General features: G+C 63.3%; 22 protein-coding genes and 1 riboswitch. Of the genes, 10 read left to right on the forward strand and 12 right to left on the reverse strand.

Going from position 1 to position 20,803, the window contains the following annotated elements:
- From D779_RS03555 to D779_RS03565, 3 genes are all read right to left on the reverse strand, one after another.
- The coding region (locus D779_RS03555; RefSeq protein ID WP_043749536.1) for an SDR family NAD(P)-dependent oxidoreductase at positions 1 to 692 on the reverse strand (692 nt) is incomplete at its 3' end.
- A gap of 115 nt (positions 693 to 807) precedes the next feature.
- The gene (locus D779_RS03560; protein ID WP_043749538.1) at positions 808 to 1,101 is read right to left on the reverse strand and encodes a hypothetical protein; all 294 of its coding nucleotides are present in this window, start codon (positions 1,099 to 1,101) and stop codon (positions 808 to 810) included.
- A 114-nt stretch (positions 1,102 to 1,215) separates the two neighbouring features.
- The gene (locus tag D779_RS03565; protein WP_043749649.1) at positions 1,216 to 3,030 is read right to left on the reverse strand and encodes an ABCB family ABC transporter ATP-binding protein/permease; all 1,815 of its coding nucleotides are present in this window, start codon (positions 3,028 to 3,030) and stop codon (positions 1,216 to 1,218) included.
- A 125-nt stretch (positions 3,031 to 3,155) separates the two neighbouring features.
- Here D779_RS03565 and D779_RS03570 point away from each other — a divergent pair, with 125 nt between their 5' ends.
- A complete protein-coding gene (locus tag D779_RS03570; RefSeq protein WP_043749652.1) occupies positions 3,156 to 3,509 on the forward strand; it encodes a S24 family peptidase in 354 nt (117 codons plus the stop codon).
- Positions 3,510 to 3,568: 59 nt separating this feature from the next.
- Positions 3,569 to 4,222: a hypothetical protein gene (locus D779_RS03575; RefSeq protein ID WP_052347779.1), complete on the forward strand. Its 654-nt coding sequence runs from the start codon at positions 3,569 to 3,571 to the stop codon at positions 4,220 to 4,222.
- Here the strand turns inward: D779_RS03575 and D779_RS03580 are convergent.
- Positions 4,183 to 4,974 carry a c-type cytochrome gene (locus D779_RS03580; protein WP_043749661.1) on the reverse strand — a complete coding sequence of 264 codons (792 nt, stop codon included), beginning with the start codon at positions 4,972 to 4,974 and terminating at the stop codon, positions 4,183 to 4,185. The genes D779_RS03575 and D779_RS03580 overlap by 40 nt on opposite strands.
- Positions 4,975 to 5,087: 113 nt before the next feature.
- Positions 5,088 to 5,555: a CBS domain-containing protein gene (locus D779_RS03585; protein WP_043749540.1), complete on the reverse strand. Its 468-nt coding sequence runs from the start codon at positions 5,553 to 5,555 to the stop codon at positions 5,088 to 5,090.
- A gap of 367 nt (positions 5,556 to 5,922) precedes the next feature.
- On the opposite strand from D779_RS03585, the gene D779_RS20900 reads away from it, so the two are divergent.
- The 3 genes from D779_RS20900 to D779_RS03595 all read left to right on the forward strand — a co-directional run bounded on the left by D779_RS20900 (position 5,923) and on the right by D779_RS03595 (position 11,145).
- A complete protein-coding gene (locus D779_RS20900; RefSeq protein WP_052347787.1) occupies positions 5,923 to 9,885 on the forward strand; it encodes a ribonucleoside-diphosphate reductase subunit alpha in 3,963 nt (1,320 codons plus the stop codon).
- Positions 9,886 to 10,032: 147 nt separating this feature from the next.
- On the forward strand, positions 10,033 to 10,389 hold the full coding sequence (locus D779_RS22070) for a hypothetical protein (RefSeq protein WP_157726307.1): 357 nt from the start codon (positions 10,033 to 10,035) through the stop codon (positions 10,387 to 10,389).
- A 219-nt stretch (positions 10,390 to 10,608) separates the two neighbouring features.
- A complete protein-coding gene (locus D779_RS03595) occupies positions 10,609 to 11,145 on the forward strand; it encodes an REP-associated tyrosine transposase (protein WP_043749544.1) in 537 nt (178 codons plus the stop codon).
- 97 nt (positions 11,146 to 11,242) lie between these two features.
- On the opposite strand, the gene D779_RS03600 is transcribed toward D779_RS03595, so the two are convergent.
- On the reverse strand, positions 11,243 to 11,614 hold the full coding sequence (locus tag D779_RS03600; RefSeq protein WP_043749545.1) for a calcium-binding protein: 372 nt from the start codon (positions 11,612 to 11,614) through the stop codon (positions 11,243 to 11,245).
- 243 nt (positions 11,615 to 11,857) lie between these two features.
- On the opposite strand from D779_RS03600, the gene D779_RS03605 reads away from it, so the two are divergent.
- Positions 11,858 to 12,520: a metallophosphoesterase family protein gene (locus D779_RS03605; RefSeq protein WP_052347781.1), complete on the forward strand. Its 663-nt coding sequence runs from the start codon at positions 11,858 to 11,860 to the stop codon at positions 12,518 to 12,520.
- A 319-nt stretch (positions 12,521 to 12,839) separates the two neighbouring features.
- Complete coding sequence (locus tag D779_RS03610) at positions 12,840 to 13,652, forward strand: DODA-type extradiol aromatic ring-opening family dioxygenase (RefSeq protein WP_043749548.1); 813 nt, start codon at positions 12,840 to 12,842, stop codon at positions 13,650 to 13,652.
- A 68-nt stretch (positions 13,653 to 13,720) separates the two neighbouring features.
- On the opposite strand, the gene D779_RS03615 is transcribed toward D779_RS03610, so the two are convergent.
- Positions 13,721 to 14,128, reverse strand: a complete 408-nt coding sequence (locus D779_RS03615) for a hypothetical protein (protein ID WP_232424057.1) — start codon at positions 14,126 to 14,128, stop codon at positions 13,721 to 13,723.
- A 321-nt stretch (positions 14,129 to 14,449) separates the two neighbouring features.
- Between D779_RS03615 and D779_RS03620 the strand changes: the two genes are divergently transcribed.
- The 3 genes from D779_RS03620 (at position 14,450) to ribB (ending at position 16,299) form a co-directional block, all read left to right on the forward strand.
- Entirely contained in the window at positions 14,450 to 14,848 is a 399-nt protein-coding gene (locus D779_RS03620) for a Rap1a/Tai family immunity protein (protein WP_043749554.1), read from the forward strand.
- 44 nt (positions 14,849 to 14,892) lie between these two features.
- Positions 14,893 to 15,120 carry a glycine zipper family protein gene (locus D779_RS03625; RefSeq protein ID WP_043749557.1) on the forward strand — a complete coding sequence of 76 codons (228 nt, stop codon included), beginning with the start codon at positions 14,893 to 14,895 and terminating at the stop codon, positions 15,118 to 15,120.
- A gap of 117 nt (positions 15,121 to 15,237) precedes the next feature.
- A riboswitch (FMN riboswitch) is annotated at positions 15,238 to 15,383 on the forward strand.
- Between the two features lie 112 nt (positions 15,384 to 15,495).
- Complete coding sequence (gene ribB, locus D779_RS03630) at positions 15,496 to 16,299, forward strand: 3,4-dihydroxy-2-butanone-4-phosphate synthase (RefSeq protein ID WP_081763307.1); 804 nt, start codon at positions 15,496 to 15,498, stop codon at positions 16,297 to 16,299.
- A gap of 70 nt (positions 16,300 to 16,369) precedes the next feature.
- Here ribB and D779_RS03635 read toward each other — a convergent pair whose 3' ends face one another.
- The 5 genes from D779_RS03635 to rfbB form a co-directional block, all read right to left on the reverse strand.
- Entirely contained in the window at positions 16,370 to 17,239 is an 870-nt protein-coding gene (locus D779_RS03635; RefSeq protein ID WP_157726308.1) for a hypothetical protein, read from the reverse strand.
- Between the two features lie 102 nt (positions 17,240 to 17,341).
- Positions 17,342 to 18,256, reverse strand: coding sequence for a dTDP-4-dehydrorhamnose reductase (rfbD, locus tag D779_RS03640; protein ID WP_043749561.1), 915 nt, complete (start codon positions 18,254 to 18,256; stop codon positions 17,342 to 17,344).
- On the reverse strand, positions 18,253 to 18,816 hold the full coding sequence (gene rfbC / locus D779_RS03645; RefSeq protein ID WP_043749566.1) for a dTDP-4-dehydrorhamnose 3,5-epimerase: 564 nt from the start codon (positions 18,814 to 18,816) through the stop codon (positions 18,253 to 18,255). The genes rfbD and rfbC overlap by 4 nt, the downstream gene beginning before the upstream one ends.
- Positions 18,813 to 19,694, reverse strand: a complete 882-nt coding sequence (rfbA, locus tag D779_RS03650) for a glucose-1-phosphate thymidylyltransferase RfbA (protein ID WP_043749568.1) — start codon at positions 19,692 to 19,694, stop codon at positions 18,813 to 18,815. Before rfbA ends, rfbC begins: the two co-directional genes overlap by 4 nt.
- 13 nt (positions 19,695 to 19,707) lie before the next feature.
- Complete coding sequence (rfbB, locus tag D779_RS03655; RefSeq protein WP_043749571.1) at positions 19,708 to 20,769, reverse strand: dTDP-glucose 4,6-dehydratase; 1,062 nt, start codon at positions 20,767 to 20,769, stop codon at positions 19,708 to 19,710.
- Between the last annotated feature and the right edge of the window lie 34 nt (positions 20,770 to 20,803).

Raw genomic sequence — 20,803 nt, forward strand, 5'->3', positions numbered from 1 at the left:
GCCCGCCACAGCCACGAGCGCAAGCCGCTCGAAGCGGGCCCGTTGCGGATGAGGTCGGTGCCGGCCCAGCCCGGATGCGCCGCCAGACCCTGAACCCCCCAGCCCGCGATCTCGCTGCGGCGCTGGAACTCCAATGCCAGCATCAACATCGCCAGCTTGGTCATCCCATAGGTCCGAAACGGCAGATAGGCATGCTCGGACTGGAGGTCGGCGAGATCGATCGACTCCAAGTTGGCGGCCAGGCTGCTGACGGCGACCATGCGCGCGCCCGCAACGCAGCGCAGCAGGGGCAGCAGGCGAGCGGTCAAGGCGAAATGCCCGAGATAGTTGGTCGCGATCTGACGCTCGAAACCATCGGCCGTGACCTGACGCTCGGGCAACGCCATGACACCGGCATTGTTGACCAGCAAATCGATACCGCGCCCCGCGTCGAGCAGACCCCCGGCGAATTCGGCGACCGAATCGAGCGAGGTCAGATCGAGCCGCTCGAAGCGCGCGCGCGCCCCGGGATGCGCGGCCCGGATACGCGCCAGGGCCTTGGTGGCCTTGGCCTCGTCGCGGCCCGCCAGAACGACCTCGGCGCCCGCGCCCGCCAAGGCGAACGCCGTCTCGAAACCGAGTCCGCCAGTACCCCCGGTGACGACGGCATACCGCCCTTTCTGCGACGGGATGTCGTCAATTGTCCAGTCCATCGCCGATCGACCCCTAAGGATGGATTGAGATACAAGGCTCTCCAGGCTAGGGCGAAATGCCCCGACCCGCATTGACATTTGCGCGCCGCGCGGCGCGCCGGCGGCCCGGAACAGCTCAGTCCCGGGTCGAGTCGAAACGTGCCCGCTCCCGCCACCGCTGTACCAGGTCGGTCAGATGGATGACGAGCGCGACGAGGAAGAGAGACGACACCAGGGTCCAGGATCCGCCGGCGAGGGCGGCGCGCGCGGCCAGCAAGAGACAGGTGCCGGGGGCCAGGATGAGCAGGGTCAGCCCCGGCGACAAGGGACAGCGGCCCTTGCGCCACAGCAGGATCAGCAGGATCGCCTCCAGACCGATGAGGATCAGGACCACATCGATGGCGTGCGCGCTCGTGAAAAACTCATTCATGATTTGCCCTAGATAGATCGGAAAGACAATGACTGGAAACCAGGCGGTGAAAACCACTGCCAGCAGACGGTTATTACAGCATGCCGGCAATCGCCCGGCCACTCGACGTCAGCATCAGGATAGGGTCCCCGGCGACAGTCGCGCATCCCAGCCCTCGCGCTGCTGCAGATCCCACATGGCCGCGTAGTGGCCGCCGGCCTCCAGCAGGGCGCGATGGGTGCCCTGCTCGCGGATGCGCCCCTGCTCCATCACCAGGATGCGGTCGGCGTCGACCACGGTGGAGAGCCGGTGGGCGATGATGAGCGTGGTGTGGTCCTCGGCCACCTCGGAGAGCGTCTGCTGGATCGCCTGCTCGGTGCGGCTGTCGAGCGACGAGGTCGCCTCGTCGAAGACCAGGATGCGCGGCTGCTTGAGGATGGCGCGAGCGATGGCCACGCGCTGCTTCTCCCCGCCCGAGAGCTTGAGTCCGCGCTCGCCGACGACCGTATCCCAGCCGTCCGGCAGACTCTCGATGAAGGCGCGGATATGGGCCATCTCGGCGGCACGCTCGATCTCGGCCCGGGTGGCGCCGGGACGGCCGTAGACCAGATTGAAATAGATGCTCTCGTTGAAGAGCACCGTATCCTGGGGAACGATGCCGATCGCCGCGCGCAGGCTGTCCTGACTGACGTCGCGCACGTCCTGCCCATCGATCAGGATGCGCCCGGCGCTCACGTCGTAGAAGCGGAACAGCAGTCGCGACAAGGTCGACTTGCCGGCCCCGCTGTGTCCGACCACGGCCAGGGTCTGACCGGGCTCGATGGCGAAGTCGAGATCGAAGAGGATCTGGCGCTCCGGCTGATAGTGGAAATCCACGTGCTCGAAGCGGATTCCGCCCTCGCGCAGCGCCAGTGCCGAAGCCTTTGGCCGATCCTCGATCTCTGGCTTGCGGTCGAGCAGCTTGAACACCAGATCCATATCGGCCAGGGCATATTTGATCTGGCGATAGACGATGCCGAGGAAGCCCAGCGGGATGAAGAGCTGGAGCATGAGGGCGTTGACCAGCACCAGGTCGCCGACGCTCATGGTGCCGTCGACCACGCCCTGGGAGGCGAAGGTCATGATGAGGGCCACGCCGACGGCGATGATGGCGCCCTGACCGAAGTTGAGCACCGACATGGAGGTCTGGCTCTTCACCGCCATCTCCTCCCACTCGGCCAGCGTGCCGTCGTATCGATCCAGTTCGAGCCGCTCGTTGCCGAAGTATTTGACCGTCTCGTAGTTGATGAGGCTGTCGAAGGCCTGGGTGTTGGCCTGCGAGTCGAGCCGGTTCATGCGATGACGGTACTCCATGCGCCACTCGGTGATGGCGAAGGTGAAGATGAAATAGACCGCCACCGTGCCGAAGGTCACCAAAGCGAAGTCGATGGAATAGCGCCCGAGCATCACGACCGCGACCAGCGCGAACTCGACCACTACCGGCAGCACGCTGAAGACCAGATAGTTCATGATGGTCGAGACCGAGCGCGTGCCGCGCTCGAGGTCGCGGCTGACCGCACCGCTCTGGCGTTCCAGGTGATAGCGCAGCGAAAGCCGGTGCAGATGCTCCAGCACCCGGGTCGAGAGGCGGCGCATGGCCCGGTAGCGCACCCGGGCGAAGACCACGTCGCGCAGTTCATTGAACAGCGAGGCGCTGAGCTTGAGCGCGCCGTAGGCCAGGAGCAGACTCACCGGGAGAACCAGCATCTGCCCGGCCGGATCTTGGAAGGCGTCGACGATATCCTTCAGAATGAGCGGAACGCCGACATTGGCGACCTTGGCCAGCACCAGACAGCCGATGGCCAGCGCTGCACGGCCGCGGAACTCCCACAGATATGGCAACATGCCGTGGAGATTGTGCCAATCGCGACGGTTCCCGTGGACCCGCTCGGTCGCGAAGACCCGGTTCATCTGACCCTGTGTTTTCATGCCCTGACCACCATGCCTCCATCGATTCGCCAATGGAGCCGAGCAGTGACGCCGAGACCCGGCGCGCCCCGCTCGACGCACTGAAACTATGCTAAAGAGGACGAATGATGTCAGATCCGTCACTGAACAGCACGGGCTGCAGCCTGCACGAACCCTACGCACTGCAGGTGCTGGGCAATGAAATGGAGCCGGAATTCCCGGACCGCTGCATCCTCATCATCGAGCCGACGGACCAGTGCCGGCACGGCCACTACGTCTTCGCCGAGGTGGAGGGGGTCCGCTGGTTCAGACAATATGTCGAGGATGCATCCGGAACGGCACGGCTGGTCGCGCTGAACCCGCTCTACCCGGACATCGAGCTCGCGGGACTGGAATGGTCGGTCCTGGGCGTGATCATCCAACGCAACGTCCGCCGCAAGATCAAGCACTACGATTATCGAGAGACGCGCCAAGCATCCTGAACGGCGAATCGCGGGCGGCACCGGTCCGGTGTCCGTCCGCCGAACCCGAGAGGCCACGCATGGACATCGAAACCCTGTACGAAGCGGTCGAACTGGTACGCAAGAGCGGTCATGACGGCGACATCAGGGAAACCACCTTCATGCGCACCTACCCCCTGCTGCTCGAGGCCGCCCAGGCGCCGATCGCCGACCCGCTCGACGCCTTCCTGCGCACGGCGAGCCTGGCCTACGGCTGGATGCCAGCCGCCCTGACCATCGACGCCAGCCTGCTCGCCGCGGCCGCCAAGGGTCTGGGCGCCGCCATCCAGGAACGTCCGCTCGTCTCGCTGGAACAGGTCGAACCCATCGCCGCCTGTCTCGGCTCGGTGACGGGAGCGGCGGTGGTTCTGCATCTCTCCAACCCCTCGGTCTTTCCGCTCTGGGGCCCCAGGGTGGAGCGCTTCCGCATCCGCTCCAGGCCATCGGACTATCACATGGCCCAGCCCCGCAACTATCTGAGCTTCATCGGCGAGGTCCAGACCATCGCGGCCCACCCCCTGTTCCTGACCTTTCACCACGAGTACTGCACCGCCTACCAGGCCAGACTGCAGCGGCTGCGGATACCGGCCTATCCGCTCACCGAACCGAGGGTCATCGAATCCGCCGCCTGCGAGCTCGCGGCGCCGAAGGAGTCTCAGTGGGATTCGCTCGAGAGGGGCTGGCCCTGGATCTGAACCGAGATCCGAGATAATGGCGGCACCGACGCCCGATCCCCCGGGCGGTCGGGAAAGTCGGGATTGGTCCAGCCCTCATCGGCCAACTTCTCCTCGGCGACCGGCAGCCGCGAGGCATAGTCGAGCACGGCCGAGGATTCGCGCGGCGAGAATCCGCCCGACTCGCACATCTCGGAGCCTGGATCGCGACGGAGTCCGGAACGAATGGCCTCGAACTGACGCGTCAGATACTGAAAATGCTGACCGGCCAGGGCGGGTGAGATGCGCTCCGCCACACCCTCGCCTCTCTGTCCGTGACATTCGGCGCAGCTCGCCTCGTAGATCCGGCGGCCCAGATCCAGATCGACACCCGGTCCACGACCATTGAGGCCGGTCATGGGCAGGGCCGAGACATAGGCAGCCACGTCCGCGATGTTCTGCGGCCCGCCGAGGATCCGCGGCAAGGCGAAGGGAAGCATCAGCGGATTCTCGCGAACCCCGGCTCGGATGTCCGCCAGCTGCTTGACCAGAACGGCATTCAGCTGACCGGCGATCTGCGGATAGGCCCCGTCGGCCGTTCCCCAGCCCTCGGGACCGTGACAGACGGCGCAGGTCAAAAACACCTGCCGGCCATTGTCCGCTCTGGGCGTCAGCGACATGACCCGGTCGTATTCCTGCTTGGCATAACCGGCGGCATCCTCTGCCAGCGCGGAGTGGGTCGTGAACAGACAGAAGGCAAGACTCGCCAACGAGGCAAGACGAAAAGACTGCATCGGATCCTCCAATCGCGGAGGCCGGCGAAACCCCAACCCCCACACTTATCGTTATGGTCGTACTGATCTTGTATTTCTGCGCCGGGCCGCGCGGCCGCAGCCCGGCCGGAACCTCAGGCCGCGGCCTTGAGGGCCCCGCGTAGATTGGCATGGAAAATGGCCTTGTGCACGTCCCCCAAACTGAGCATGCCGACCAGCTTGCCAGCCTCCGTCACCGGGATGCGTCTGAAATTGTGCCGAACCATCACGGTCGCCGCGCGCAGCAGATGCACCTCGGGATCGACCGAGATCGGCTTGCGGGTCATGAGTTCGTCGACGGAGAGATCCAACACGTCCGAATAGCGGGCCAGCTCCTTGTCCAGATCCACGTGGTGGATACCCTCGGCCATCAGATCCTCCAATTTGGGGAAGAGACAATGGAGGACATCCTTCTCGGCGATCACGCCGAGCAGATGGTCCTGGTCGTCGACCACGGGCAGACCGTGGAAGCGATAGAGACACATCAGGGAGGCGACCTCCATGATCTTGGTGCCGGGCGCGATGGAACGGACGGAACGGCTCATGGCATCTCTGACTTTCATCTCACTCATCCTCTCTTGGCTCTAGTTGGTGTTGTCATCCTCCACCGCGTCCCAAACGGATCAGGAGTCGGGATGGATTCGCACCAGTATAGACGCCACGCGGACAAGGCCGGCCCAGCCACGGGCGCCACCGGCAAGAGCTCCGACTCAGCTCTCCATAAAACACAACATATGGTAGTTGACTCGTTAAGATTCGCGTATATATTGGAGGCACGAAAAATCATCCCAGGCTTGCCGAGCGCCCATGGCAACCGGGACGCGCCGCACCCTCAGACCAACATCCCATCAGACCAGATCCTCAGGAGGAGCCATGTCCGCCACCCAATCGTCGCCCGCGCAACCGACCCAGGACGTCGCCGACGCCGCCATGCCCGAGGCGCGCAACGACGCAGGGGCCGAGATCGCCGCGCACGTCCCGGGCAAGGTCCAGGTCATCCGGCGCAACGGCAAGGTCACGACCTTCGATCCCAACAAGATCATGGTTGCCATGACCAAGGCCTTCCTGGCGGTCGAGGGCGGCTCGGCGGCGGCCTCCAGCCGCATCCACGATCGTGTACGCGAGCTGACCGAACAGGTCGTGACCGCACTGACCCGGCGCCTGCCCGGCGGCGGCACCGTGCACATCGAGGACATCCAGGATCAGGTCGAGCTGGCCCTGATGCGCGCCGGCGAGCACAAGGTGGCGCGCGACTACGTCCTCTACCGCGAGGCCCATGCCCGCGAGCGCGCCGAGAAGGCCGCCGAGACCGCCGAGGCCCAGGACAGGCCCGCCATCTCCATCACCTTGGCCGACGGCAGCACCCGCCCGCTGGACCTGGAGCGCATGACCCGCCTGGTCGAGGAGGCCTGCCGCGACCTCGAATCGGTCGACGCCCAGTCCATCCTCGACGACACCCTGCGCAATCTCTTCGACGGGGTGCGCGAGGCCGACGTGCGCCAGGCCCTGGTCATGTCCGCCCGAACCCTGATCGAGCGCGAACCGAGCTACAGCCAGGTCGCCGCCCGGCTGCTGCTCGACATCCTGCGCCGCGAGGCGCTCGGCTTCCTCGACATGGCCGCCGGCGTCGAGACCCAGGCCGACCTGGCCGAGCGCTACTCGGACTATTTCACCGCCTACATCCACCGCGCCGCCGATTTGGAGCACCTCGACCGCCAGCTCTCCCGCTACGATCTGGCGCGACTCGGCGCCGCCCTCCGACCCGAGCGCGACCTCCAGTTCACCTATCTGGGCCTGCAGACCCTCTACGACCGCTACTTCATCCACACCGCCGAGGGCGTCCGCTTCGAGCTGCCCCAGGCATTCTTCATGCGCGTCGCCATGGGTCTCGCGATCAACGAGATCGACCGCGAGGAGCGCGCCATCGAGTTCTACGAGCTGCTCTCCAGCTTCGACTTCATGTGCTCGACCCCCACGCTCTTCAACTCCGGGACACTACGCCCCCAGCTCAGCTCCTGCTTCCTCACCAGCGTCCCCGACGACCTGGACGGCATCTACGGCGCCATCAAGGACAACGCCCTCCTGTCCAAATTCGCTGGCGGACTCGGCAACGACTGGAGCCGGGTGCGCGGCATGGGCGCCCACATCAAGGGCACCAACGGCAAGAGCCAGGGGGTGGTGCCTTTCATGAAAGTCGCCAACGACACCGCCGTAGCTGTGAATCAGGGAGGAAAGAGGCGAGGGGCCGTCTGCGCCTACCTCGAAACCTGGCACATCGACATCGAGGAATTCCTCGACCTGCGCAAGAACACGGGCGACGACCGCCGCCGCACCCATGACATGAACACCGCCAACTGGGTGCCGGACCTTTTCATGAAGCGGGTCGCCGAGGAAGGGGACTGGACCCTCTTCTCGCCCGACGAGACCCCGGACCTGCACGACCTCAGCGGCCAGGCGTTCGAGCAGGCCTATCTCGCCTACGAGGCGCGGGCCGAGCGCGGCGAGATGAAGGTGAGCAAGCGCATCAAGGCCGTCGACCTCTGGCGCAAGATGCTGGCCATGCTGTTCGAGACCGGGCATCCCTGGATCGCCTTCAAGGATCCCTGCAACCTGCGCTACACCAACCAGCACGTCGGGGTTGTTCACTCCTCGAATCTATGCTGTATCGCCGCCGATCAGCGCGTCGTCACCGATCGAGGAATGCTCACGATCGGTGAACTGTACATGCTTGGCGGACAGAACAAGGTTGTCGGAATCGATGGGATCCATTCCGCATCCGAGATGCTTCTTCCGAGACCCAATGCCCCGATGGTTCGCATAGAAACCAAAGAAGGTTATACACACAAAGTCACACCTGATCACAAAGTTTGGGTGAAAGAAGTCGGCTGGGTGGAAGCCCAGGAATTACAACCTGGCGACAAGCTTCTCATTCAACAGATCGAAGGACTTTGGGGCCAACAGCATAATCCAGATCTTTCGTACCTGATGGGCTTAATCGCGGGAGACGGGACCTTTGGAAAGCACAATGTCTTTATCGACATCTGGGAAAACGATTTCGACGCAATCGAGCGGATACAAGAGAGCGTTCATTGCCTGCTCGATGGGAATACGGTCCTCAGAACGACATCGACCAACAAGCCCGAATTCCGTTTCGACCTAGAGCACAAGAAGGCTCGTCTCGCGTCCGCACCGCTGAGACGCATGCTTTCCAAACACGGTTTCACTCCCGACAACAAGACGCAAGTGCCAGAACTGATCTGGAAGGGCGACAAAGAAACCGTCTCCGCCTATTTACGCGGACTCTACCAAGCAGACGGACATATTCAGAGCGGCCCGGAAATCACAACCTTGGTTCTCGCATCAAAAGACCTGAAATTCATCCAGGATATTCAAATTCTATGGGCGAATTTTAGTGTCAAAGCATCGATCAATCAAATGCGCGAGCGAGAACTGAAGCCCATGCCAGACGGCCATGGCGGAAACAAGGAATACTGGAGCAACCCGCTATACCGTTTGCTGATCACCTCTGTCAAGGGGTGCAAAATTGCAGAAGAAGTTACCCAACTCGCTGCCAACAAAAAATCAGATGCGGCGACTCATCACCTACGTAACATTGAAAAATCTGGTTACGCTCAGAAGCTATGGGCGACATTCACTCACTGCGTCGAGTTGCCTAACGAAGATGCCTATTGTTTGACTGTCGACTCGGAAACCCATGCCTGGACGGTTAACGGCATGATTACGAAGAACACCGAGATCACCCTGCACACCAACGACCAGGAGATCGCGGTCTGCAACCTGGGCTCGGTCAACCTGGCCGCGCACGTCACCGAGAAGGGACTGGACACTCAGCGGCTGCGCAAGACCGTCGGCACCGCCATGCGGATGCTCGACAACGTCATCGACTACAACTTCTACAACGTCCCCCAGGCGCGCAAGTCCAACCTGCGTCACCGCCCGGTGGGACTGGGCATCATGGGCTTCCAGGACGCCCTCTACCGGGTACGCATCCCCTACTCCAGCCTGGAGGCGGTGCAGTTCGCCGACCTCAGCATGGAATACCTGAGCTATTACGCCATCCAGGCCAGCGCCGAACTGGCGGGCGAGCGCGGACGCTATCAGAGCTTCGAGGGATCGCTCTGGAGCCAGGGCATCCTGCCGATCGACAGCCTGAAGCGGCTCGAAGAGGAACGCGGCGGCTATCTGCAGATGGACACCGACAGCACGCTCGACTGGAAGGGACTGCGCGAACAGGTCCGAACGGTCGGCATGCGCAACTCCAACTGCATGGCCATCGCCCCGACCGCGACCATCAGCAACATCGTCGGCGTCAGCCAGTCGATCGAGCCGACCTATCAGAACCTCTACGTCAAATCCAACCTCTCGGGCGAATTCACCGTGGTGAACCCCTTCCTGGTCGCCGACCTCAAGGAGCGCGGACTCTGGGACTCGGTCATGGTCAACGACCTCAAGTACTACGACGGCTCGGTCCAGCAGATCGACCGCATCCCGGACGACCTCAAGCAGCTCTACGCCACCGCCTTCGAAATCGACCCCCGCTGGCTCATCGAGGCCGGCAGCCGCCGCCAGAAATGGCTCGACCAGGCCCAGAGCCTCAACCTCTACATGCAGGAACCCAGCGGCAAGAAGCTCGACAACCTCTACAAACTCGCCTGGGTGCGGGGATTGAAGACGACCTATTACCTCAGATCCATGGGCGCGACCCACGTCGAGAAATCCACCATGGCGGATTCGAGCAAGGCCAATCGGCTGAGCGCGGTTGGAGGGAGCTATATCGCGATGGACAAGAGCAAGCCGAATGGGAAGGGGAATGGGGCGGCGGCGCCGAGTGCTTGTTCGATATTGGATCCGGAGTGTGAGGCTTGTCAGTAAAAATAAACAAGAAAAATCGGACATGAATGATATTTTTCAGCCAACAGCTGAGATTCCCGTGCGTTAAATAGTCGTGAATTCAGCAATCGCAAGAGCTACACCAACCACAGAAAAAACTATAGATCAACACAACAGAGAGACTAAACAGTGGCGAATTTTACTTTCCCAGGCGACCGCAATGAGATGCGGAAGGCAATAGAAGAGCTTCAAGGAGCTGCCAATGCCACATCTGGACAGATTAATTTATTGCTCGCATTCACAACCCGTTCTCCAGAAGCCAAAAAAGAATGGTGGCATTTTGTAGACATTGTCGCCAACGCAGAACCATCTCCTGAAAACGCAGAAATGCAACAAATGGCCCGATTTTTTATGTCAATGATGCGTTCGACACCAACAGACGATAACAGAACACCCCCGCCCGAAGGCGGACCGAAGACACCAAACAGCTCATTTGGAAAATCTCATAATGTAATTCAATTTCCATCGTTTAAATCCAGCAAATAACATCAGCCCGCGTAGGGCGCAATAGCGATAGCGTATTGCGCCGCATGGTTGGTAAGCGGCTCGCGTGAACGCCACACCAACGCCGCATGCCGCTCGGATTTCGAGGTCTCGCCTGATGCTGCCAACCTGATCGACCTGCGCCAGCTTCCATACGGCGCAATACGCTTCGCTATTGCGCCCTACATTGGGCGGAGTGGGTGGGGCGGACATGGAGGAAGGATGCCGGACTATCGTCGCGTTCGGGTTCCGGGTGGGACCTATTTCTTCACGGTGAATCTGCTGGAACGCTATCCGAACGATCTGCTGGTTCGGCATATCGATGTGTTGCGCGAGTCGGTGCGGCGGGTTCGGCGTCGCTATCCCTTCCACATCGACGCCTGGGTGGTGCTACCGGATCATCTGCATGCCATCTGGACTCTGCCGGAGGGTGATGCCGATTACGCCAATCGCTGGCGGACCATCAAACAGCATTTCTCGCGCGCCATAGCGTCGACCGAATATCGTTCCGAGGTGCGACGACGTCGAGGGGAGCGAGGCATCTGGCAGCGGCGCTTCTGGGAGCATGCGATCCGCGACGATCGCGACTTCGCGTCACACTGCGACTATGTCCACATCAATCCCGTGAAGCACGGCCATGCCGAACGGGCGCGGGATTGGCCGTTTTCGACCTTTGCCCGCTTCGTCGAGGCGGGAATCTATACGACGGATTGGGCGTCAGACCCTGACGCCTCAGTACGATCCGGCGAGCCCATGTAGGGCGCAATAGCGCCAGCGTATTGCGCCGCATGCTTGGCGAAGAGGACGCAGGATCTCGCCACCCCGCCGCAAGAGCGACGCCTCCGCCCCCTCGCCCTCATCCGTACGAATAACCCTGCTCCACCCAGTAATGCCAGTCGCCGACGGCCTCGAGCGTGTCCTCATCGGCCTCGACCACGTCAAGCTGGGCCAATGGAAGGCCTAGCGTCCGGTCCTGCCAGGTGATCAAGACGAAGATCTCCTGCAGACACTCGTCCTCCGTGGCCAGGCGCTCGACGAGCACCTCCTCACCGATGCGCAAGGGTGAAATCGTCCGCTCCCGCGCGCAACGCGCCTTGAAAGGAAAGCTCAGCCTGTCGTCGAGGTAGTAGTACCAGCCCATGGCCCGCTCCTCCGGGCCGTAGGCGTCCACGACCACCTCCATCAGGATACGCTCTTCGCGTACTTCGTCTTGTTCTCGTTTCGTCACTGGGACACACCTCTTTGTACAATCATTGATGAACCGAAACCCTCACCGCAAAATGCTCGCTTCTTGGATCGAAAAGGTCGATCCACAGCAACCTCATTCCGCCTGCCGCCGCCCCGGAGGATTGGGAAACGCCCAAATGATCGTATTGGACCGACGGACGTTGAAGATCCGACCTGAGTCGGCGATACGCTATCCGACCCGAGCGCGACCGGCCAGATCGGCCGCGACTGAGCTGGAGCCCAGATGAACAAGATTCGACGTCTCGGCCTGATCGGCGATATCCACGGCGACGACGCCCTACTCGAACAGGCGTTGCGTCTGCTCTCGGAACGCGGGGTGGAACGCATCGCCGCGACCGGCGACATCGTGGACGGTCCCGGATCGATCGATCGCTGCTGCGAGCTGCTCGCCGCGCACCGCGTGCTTGCGGTTCGCGGCAACCACGACCGCTGGCTGCTGGAGGGAGTGCTCAGAGACCTTCCCCACGCGACACTGGCCAGCGCACTAACCCCCACCGCCAAGGACTTCATCGCCGGACTGCCGCCGACCCTTGAGCTCGACACGCCTCGGGGCCGGCTGCTGCTCTGCCATGGGCTCGGCCCGCACGACACCAAGAAGGTGAACCCGGACGACAGCGGCTACGCCCTGGAGTCCAACTTCGAGCTCCAGGAACTGCTCTGCAGCAGCAGAGGCTATCGCTGGATCCTCAACGGACACTCGCACCGGCGCATGGTGCGCCACTTTCCCGAGGGCACGACCATCGTCAATGCCGGCACCCTGGGTCCGGACGAGCACAGCGGAGGCTGTCTCGAGCTGGATTTCGAAACCGGCGTCGCCCGGCTGTTCGAGTTCACCCCGACCGGCCGGCTCGACTCCGCTCCGAGCGAGATCCCGCTGCTCGGTTGAGCGTCACGACGCCTGAGCCCGGCCAATCGCACCGCTCATTCGAACCGACGGAACCGTCCGTCGACCCCAGCCAACACCACACGCCCTCGGCCACCGCCCCAGGATTGCGACATCATCCCCAAACATCACCGCCATGCAGGCCATCGGAGGTTTGACGCAGGATCTCGCGAAGCCTATGCAAGACATCGGGCTCGTGGCACCCGGAATCGGCCAATTCGCAATGCCGGCATGGACACGGGAAGGCAACATTCCACTGTACCGACCTCCCTCGGTGCAATAGGCTTCGCTTTTGCCCCAACGATCCGAACCAGAGTTGCCGATGAAAGAACATGCCCGCGTTCTGTTTCTATCGCATGGCGGAGGCCCCCTGCCCCTCTTGGGCGACAGGGCACACGAGGAGATGGTCGACTGCCTGAAGCACATCGCCGCCAAATACCCCAAGCCCTCGGCCATCGTCCTGGTCAGCGCGCATTGGGAGGAGAAGATTCCGACCATCACCTCGGGAAGCCGTCCGGATCTCATCTACGACTACTACGGGTTCCCCGAAGAGTCCTACGAGATCCAGTATCCCTGCCCCGGCGAGCCGCGATTGGCCGAGAAGATCCACGGGCTACTCGACCGTGCTGGCATCGCATCCCGGCTGGATGCCAAGCGGGGATTCGACCACGGGCTCTTCGTCCCCCTGAAGCTCATGTACCCGGAGGCGGACATCCCCTGCGTTCAGCTGTCGCTGGCGAGCAGCCTCGATCCAGCCCTGCACATCGCCATGGGACGGGCGCTCCGGGGACTGGAGGACGACGGACTGCTGGTCGTCGGCTCCGGATTCTCCTTCCACAACATGAGGGCCTTCTTCGGTCAGGAGACGACCGAATCGGCGGCGATGAACGCGGCCTTCGAGGAATGGCTGCTGGAGACCTGCTCCAGCCCCGATCTCGACGAGGAGGAGCGCGAGCGGCGTCTGATCCAGTGGGCCGAGGCGCCGTCGGCCCGCTACTGCCACCCTCGCGAGGAGCATCTGCTGCCCCTGCAATTCTGCTATGGATGGGCCCAAACCCGCTGCTCGGAGGCATTCGAGCTGCGGATCATGGGCAAGAAATCCAGCATGTATCTCTGGAGGGAGTCGTCCGTCTAGGCCGGCGAGAAATCGAAAGGCACGCCCCGCCGGGCCCAGATCATCAGGCGCGGCCGAGGCACCCTGGATCATTGACAGCCGGAGACGCAGACCTCGCGGCTGTCCACGATTCCGCCGCAGTTGCTGTAGCAGACGCGGTAGTCGGCGTCGCATTGCGAGGTATTCGCCTGCTCGTTGCACGAATAGCTGCTGTCCGTGCATTTCGCGCGCTCGGCATCGCTCTTGGCCGTGCTGATGCACGCCGTATAGCTGACCATGGCGCTTTGCTGGCAGTTCGATCGATTCTGGGCCGCCCGGCCCTCGGCGTTGGAGCGGCACATCTCGCGCATCGCCAGACACTGATTGAGGCACCGCTTGCCTTCGAGATCGCTGGGCGGTGTGTAGGTGTAGACGGTGCGGTACATGGGCCCACAGGCCGTCAGGAGCGGGATCGAGACGCCGAACAGGATGGCGGAAACAAGCGGTCGTTTGATCATGGCCATGGTCGTTCCTTGGGGTCGATTGGGGCTGCCCCTCGCGACAGGAAGGCGCAGCGAACGAGCGGCGAAACAAGGGGACATGCCACCCGCCGAGTAGCCTAAATAAAGGTCTCGACCGGGTAAAGTCGGCCTCGACGAATCGGCCGGCGGTACCGCGCGCCTAGCAAGATCCATCGACATGCACGCATTGTCCATTTCGGGCATGCGCCCAGGTACCAGATCGTGCTATGAATTGGAGGCCGAGGCCCAATCGCACGGCCGGCTCCCTGGAGATCGCGAGCCGAAGCTTTCATCAACCGATCGGGAGGATTCAGCCAAATGTCGAGAAATCCCTTGCTTGCAGCGACGCTGGCCGTCGCGATGGCGGCCTTGCTGGGCAGCCAGCCCGCCACCGCGGTCCAGGACGAGGACATCGATTTCGACACCACCGAGGATCTCTACCAGGTGTGTTCGGTCGAGCCGGGCGCCGCCGAGTATGTTCCCGCCTCATTCGCCTGCCGGGGCTTCATCCACGGCACGATCCAATATCACGACGCGGTCACCGACCGTAAGAAGCTGAAACGGCTGATCTGCTATCCGAAGACCGCGACGATCGCCGATGCACGCGCGGCATTCGTCGCCTGGGCCAAGAAACACATGGACGACGAAACCCTGATGAACGAGATGCCGGTCGTCGGTCTGGTCCGCGCGCTTGCCGACAAATATCCGTGCAAGTAGCGATCGCACCTCACAGCCTTCAACCTCATTCGGAGCCTTCGGCCATGACCAAGCTTGCCATTCCATTCGCGTTCGTCGCGGCGATCGCCATCGCCGGCTGCGGCACCACCACGGGACAACGCTCCGGCAGCGGCGCGCTCATGGGCGCCGCCGGCGGAGCACTGATCGGTTCACTGAGCGGTAATGCCGGTGCCGGGGCGCTGATCGGCACGGGTGCCGGCGCGATCGGCGGTTATCTGTACGATCAGCACCAAAAAGGCCATATCGACTGACCCACGAATGGTCGCGTGGCGCGACCATCCCGGTCGCACCGCGCGCCCGCCGGAGATTGCCTCGACGCGCCCTGTCTCGTAGTATCGAGATCGTGCTCGATTCCGAGCACGCCAGTCACTTATTCTCAGGGCAGGGTGAAATTCCCGACCGGCGGTGATTCCGCGTCAGCGGAAAGCCCGCGAGCGCCTGTCTCCGGACAGGGTCAGCAGATCCGGTGAGATTCCGGGGCCGACGGTTAGAGTCCGGATGGAAGAGGATAAGGCAGTAACGACTGTGCCCCTCGCGGGGCAGGGTTTTCTATTGCCCGGTAGTTGGTACCGACCGTTTCCAGTACGCCCTGATTCTGGCAAATCGACACGTCGTTTCAACGAGCCATGAATCAGATCGAATCCAGCCAGACCCAAGCGGGTCAGAACCAGACGAGCCAGAACCGGCTCGACCCCACCCTATCCATCGATCTACTGAGCCGTTTCGGCTCACCCCAGGAGCGCGTCCAGACCGCGATCGACAATCTCCGCCAAGGCGGCGGGATACTTCTGGTCGACGACGAGGACCGCGAGAACGAAGGGGATCTCATCTTCCCCGCCCACACCATCACCCAGAAGCAGATGGCACTGCTCATCCGCGAATGCAGCGGCATCGTCTGTCTCTGTCTCGAGGAGGAACGGCTCCGTCAGCTCGGCCTGCCGATGATGGTCGAGCAGAACACCAGCCGCAACGGCACGGCCTTCACCGTCAGCATCGAGGCGCGGCAAGGCGTGACGACGGGCGTCTCGGCCGCCGACCGGGTGACGACCATTCGAGCCGCCATCGCCGAGGATGCGTGCCCCGACGATCTGTCCCGACCGGGACACGTCTTTCCGCTGCGCGCGAGGCCTGGCGGCGTGCTCGCGCGTCGAGGCCACACCGAGGGCACCGTGGACCTGATGACGCTCGCCGGATTCGGTCCGGCCGGCGTGCTCTGCGAGCTGACCAATGCGGACGGAACCATGGCGCGCCTACCCGAGATCGTCGATTTCGCCGAGCGGCACGGGATGCCGGTGCTAACGATCGAGGATCTGGTCGCCTATCGCCAGGGACTGTTGGGCCAATGCTCGGTGGTCAAGGAGACGCAAGCGGCCGCCAACGCGGACGTTTGCGTCACGCTCGAGACGACCGAGATGTGTCAGGCCGTCTGAGCCCGAGAAGGGATGAGGCGGAGACCCGGGACGGGTCTCCGCCGGTCGGCGGGACCATGGAAGGCCAGGCTCAATCGTGAGCCTGGTCGTCGTGCTCCTCGCTACCGATGTCCACCTGCATGAATTGGGTCCAGGATGAGAGCTCCCGGTAATCCCCGGGCGGGTTCAGGGATTCGGGACGGAAATCGGGATCCTGTTCGACCGAAAGCACCTCGATCTCCTCGCTCGCCTCGTCGGCGATCGTCGAAGGCACCATCATCCCCATCATGTCCGCCCCTGGATTGGGCGCGACCTTGACGAGATAGCCCTTGGCGAGGATGGCGTCGAAGGTCTCGGCCATGGGGTCGGCCCCCTTCTCCTGACCTCCCAGCCGGTGGGTCATGGCATCCATCTCCTCGCGCATCCGGCGATCCCAGCGCCGGTAGGCATCCAGATCGAATTCCTTCCCGATCGCGGCCTCGAGATCCGCGGAGACCCAGACCCGGCTATAGGGGACATCGTTGACGCTGATGCGATAGGACTCCGCGTCATAGCCAGCAACCTTGCCCGCGCCATCGCGCTCGAAGCCTACCTCGCCGCGACCGGATCCCTGGATCATGGCGCCGACCATCGCCTGCATCTGCTCCCGCTGCTCCGGGGTCAGGGACGCGAGCTGACGGTCGAACTCGGCCTTCATGGTGGCCATGAGTTCGTCGAGCGAGCCTTCGCAGGCGCCCTCGAAATAGACCTCCGCCTCATGGTTCACCATCAGACAGCGATCGTGGGCGAGATCGATGCGGTTGAGGAGACGCCCCTCCTCGAGCTCGTAATAGACCCCTTGGTGATAGATGCGCGTCTGCATCTCGCCATCCAGGGACTCGGTGACCACCAGGGCCGCCTCGCTGCTCGCCGACGCCAGTCCGGCCAGCATGGCCATCGGCCATATCCATTGTCTCGACATCTCTTCTCCAGGTTTCATCGAACGGTGTCCGCGATGCCGAGGCATCGCGCACGGCGATTGTAGCCCGGATCGATAGGGCGCGTGAGACCGGTACGGAAACGCCTACCGCTTCAGCTCTTCCAGACACTGGCCCAGCGAGAGACGCCAGTCCGGCATCGCCAGACCGAAGGCCTCCTGGAAACGGCCGTTGTCGAGCACCGAGTAGGTCGGCCGCTTCGCCGGGGCCTGATACTCGGACGAGGGGATGGGGATGAGATTGGATTCGAGACCGCTCGCCTCCAGGATGGCGCTGGCGAAGCCGTACCAGCTCACCTGGCCGGAGCCCGTGAGGTTGTAGAGCCCGCCGACCCGGTCCAGGTCCAGATCGCCGCGCAGCACGCGATAGAGCACCATGGCGGTCATCTCGGCGAGCATGCGACTCCAGGTCGGCGAACCGATCTGGTCATCGACCACCCGCAGCTCCTCGCGCTCCCTGAACAGCCGCATCATGGTCAGCAGGAAGTTGGCCCCGCGCGCGCCGTAGACCCAGCTGGTGCGGAAGACCAGCGCCCTGGCGCCCGACTCCAGCAAGGCGCGTTCGCCGCCGAGCTTGGTCTCGCCGTAGACGTTGAGCGGATCCGGGGTGTCGTCCTCGGTATAAGCGCGGTTCAGATTGCCGGAGAAGACGAAGTCGGTCGAATAATGGACGATCGGCGTACCCCTCTCGGCGAGCAGGGCGGCCATCTCGGCCACCGCATCCGCATTGATGCGCTTGGCGGTCTCGCGATCGCTCTCGGCCTTGTCGACCGCGGTGTAGGCCGCGGCATTGACCACGGCATCCGGCCGGGCCTCGTCGATGAGACGGGCCAGCGAGCTGGGGTCCATGAGGTCGACGACCGGACCGGCCTCGCCCTCGATCGAGGCGGCGACCACCTCGCCGATCCCGGCCAGCGTGCGGCGCAGCTCCCAGCCGACCTGTCCGTTCGAACCGATCAGCAGCAACCTGGGTCGAGCGGCCGAACCAGCTGTATTCTTCATGCGTAATCCTCGTAGCCTGGCAGACGGAGCGCCGGGATGTCGGCGAGACTCAGTGCCTCGCGGTCCTTGAGGGAGAGTTCGGGCTCGCCCTCCAGAGGCCAGTCGATCCCGATCGCGGGGTCGTCCCAGCGCACGCTGAATTCTGTTTCCGGACTGTAGTAGTCGGTGTTCTTGTAGACGAAGAGCGCGGACTCGGCGGTCACCAGAAAGCCGTGGGCGAAACCGGGTGGAACCCAGAACTGGCGCTTGTTGTCGCCCGAGAGAGTCACGCCGACCCATTGTCCGAAGGTGGGGGATCCGCGACGAATATCCACGGCGACGTCGAACACCTCGCCCGCCAGGACCTGGACCAGCTTGCCCTGGGCGTGCGGATGTTGAACGTGGAGCCCCCGCAGCACGCCCTTGCGCGAAAAGGATTGGTTGTCCTGGACCATCGGCGGAATGCCGAGTTCGCCATAGGCGTTGGCGCGATAGGTCTCCAGGAAATAGCCGCGCTCGTCGCCCCAGACCTTGGGCTCGAGAATGAGCACGCCCGGGATCCGGGTCTCGACGACCTTCATACGCGCCCCCGCTGCAGCAGGCTCAACAGATAGTCGCCATAACCGCTCTTCTGCAGCTCGACGGCCTGCTCGCGCAGCTGGGCCTCGTCGATCCAACCGTTGAAGTAGGCGACCTCCTCGGGACAGCAGATCTTGAGCCCCTGGCGCTTCTCGATGGTCTCGATGTACTGGCCGGCCTGCATCAGGGACTCGTGGGTCCCGGTGTCGAGCCAGGCGGTGCCGCGACCGATACGGGTCAGCGACAGCTCGCCCCGGCGCAGATAGCAGTTGTTGAGGTCGGTGATCTCGAGTTCGCCGCGCGGCGAGGGTTCGAGCGTGCGAGCCAGATCGCAGACCTTGGCGTCGTAGAAATAGATGCCGGTCACCGCCCAGTTGGATTTGGGCGCCTTGGGCTTCTCTTCCAGGTTCACCACCCGGCCATCGGTATCGAACTCGGCGACGCCGTAGCGTTCTGGATCGGAGACGTAGTAGCCGAAGACGGTCGCGCCCGTCTCGCGCGCGCTCGCCGTCCTGAGCTGGTCGACCAGACCGTGCCCGTAGAAGATGTTGTCGCCGAGGATGAGACAGGAGGGCGAGTCGCCGACGAAGTCGCGCCCGATCAGGAATGCCTGGGCCAGGCCGCCCGGATGGGGCTGCTCGGCGTAGCTGAGCGAGAGCCCCCAGCGCGAGCCGTCGCCCAGCAGTGCCTGGAAGTTGGGGAGATCCTGCGGGGTGGAGATGATGAGGATCTCGCGAATCCCGGCCAGCATGAGCGTCGACAGCGGATAATAGATCATCGGCTTGTCGTAGACCGGCAGCAGCTGCTTGCTGACGATGCGGGTCAGGGGATAGAGCCGGGTGCCGGATCCGCCGGCCAGGATGATGCCTTTGCGATTCATGGTGATTCCTTCCTCAGCCCTGCTCGGCGCCGAGACGCTCGCCTCGGTAGCTGCCGTCGGTGACCCTTCGGCACCATTCTGGATTGTCCAGATACCAGCTCAGGGTTCGGCGCATGCCGGACTCGAAGGTCTCCTGAGGCTCCCAGCCGAGCTCGCGCTTGAGCTTGCTGGCATCGATCGCATAGCGGCGGTCGTGGCCGGGGCGATCGGTGACGAAGTTCTTGAGCTGGGCGTGGGGGCGATGCGGCGAGTCGGGCAGCATCTCGTCGAGGAGCGCGCAGAGCGTATCCACCACCTCCAGGTTGGTCCGCTCGCTGTTGCCGCCGACGTTGTAGACCTCACCGGGCGTGCCCGCCTCCAGCACCCGCCAGATGGCGCGGCAGTGGTCGGTGACGTACAGCCAGTCGCGGATATTGCCGCCGTCGCCGTAGATGGGCAGGGCCTCGCCGCGCTGGGCCTTGAGGATCATCAGCGGGATCAGCTTCTCGGGGAACTGGTAGGGTCCGTAGTTGTTGGAGCAGTTGGTGGTGAGCACCGGCAGCCCGTAGGTGTGGAACCAGGCCCGCACCAGATGATCCGAGGCCGCCTTGGAGGCCGAATAGGGCGAATTGGGGGCGTAGGGCGTGGTCTCGGTGAAGAGCCCGGTCGGACCCAGCGAGCCGTAGACCTCGTCGGTCGAAACGTGCAGGAACCGGAAGTTCTCGCGCGCCTCGCCCGCGAGCCGGCTCCAGTGAACGCGGGCGCAGTCGAGCAGGTTGAAGGTGCCGACCACGTTGGTCTGGATGAAGGCGCCGGGGCCGTCGATCGAGCGGTCGACATGACTCTCGGCGGCGAAGTTGACCACGGCATCCACGTCATGCTCGATCAGCAGCCGGATCACCAGTTCGGGGTCGCCGATGTCGCCCTGGACGAAGGTATGTCTCGGGTGGTCGGCGAGATCGGCCAGCGTATCCAGATTGCCGGCATAGGTCAGAACGTCCAGGTTGACCACGCGGGCATCGGTCTCGTTCAGGACGTAATGAACGAAGTTGCCACCGATGAAACCCGCGCCGCCGGTTACCAGCAGGGTGCGCATGAAGCCTCCTAGAGCCGCGCGCCAGGACGCGGCA

The sequence above is a fragment of the Imhoffiella purpurea genome, assembly GCF_000585215.1.
Taxonomy (GTDB): domain Bacteria; phylum Pseudomonadota; class Gammaproteobacteria; order Chromatiales; family Chromatiaceae; genus Imhoffiella; species Imhoffiella purpurea.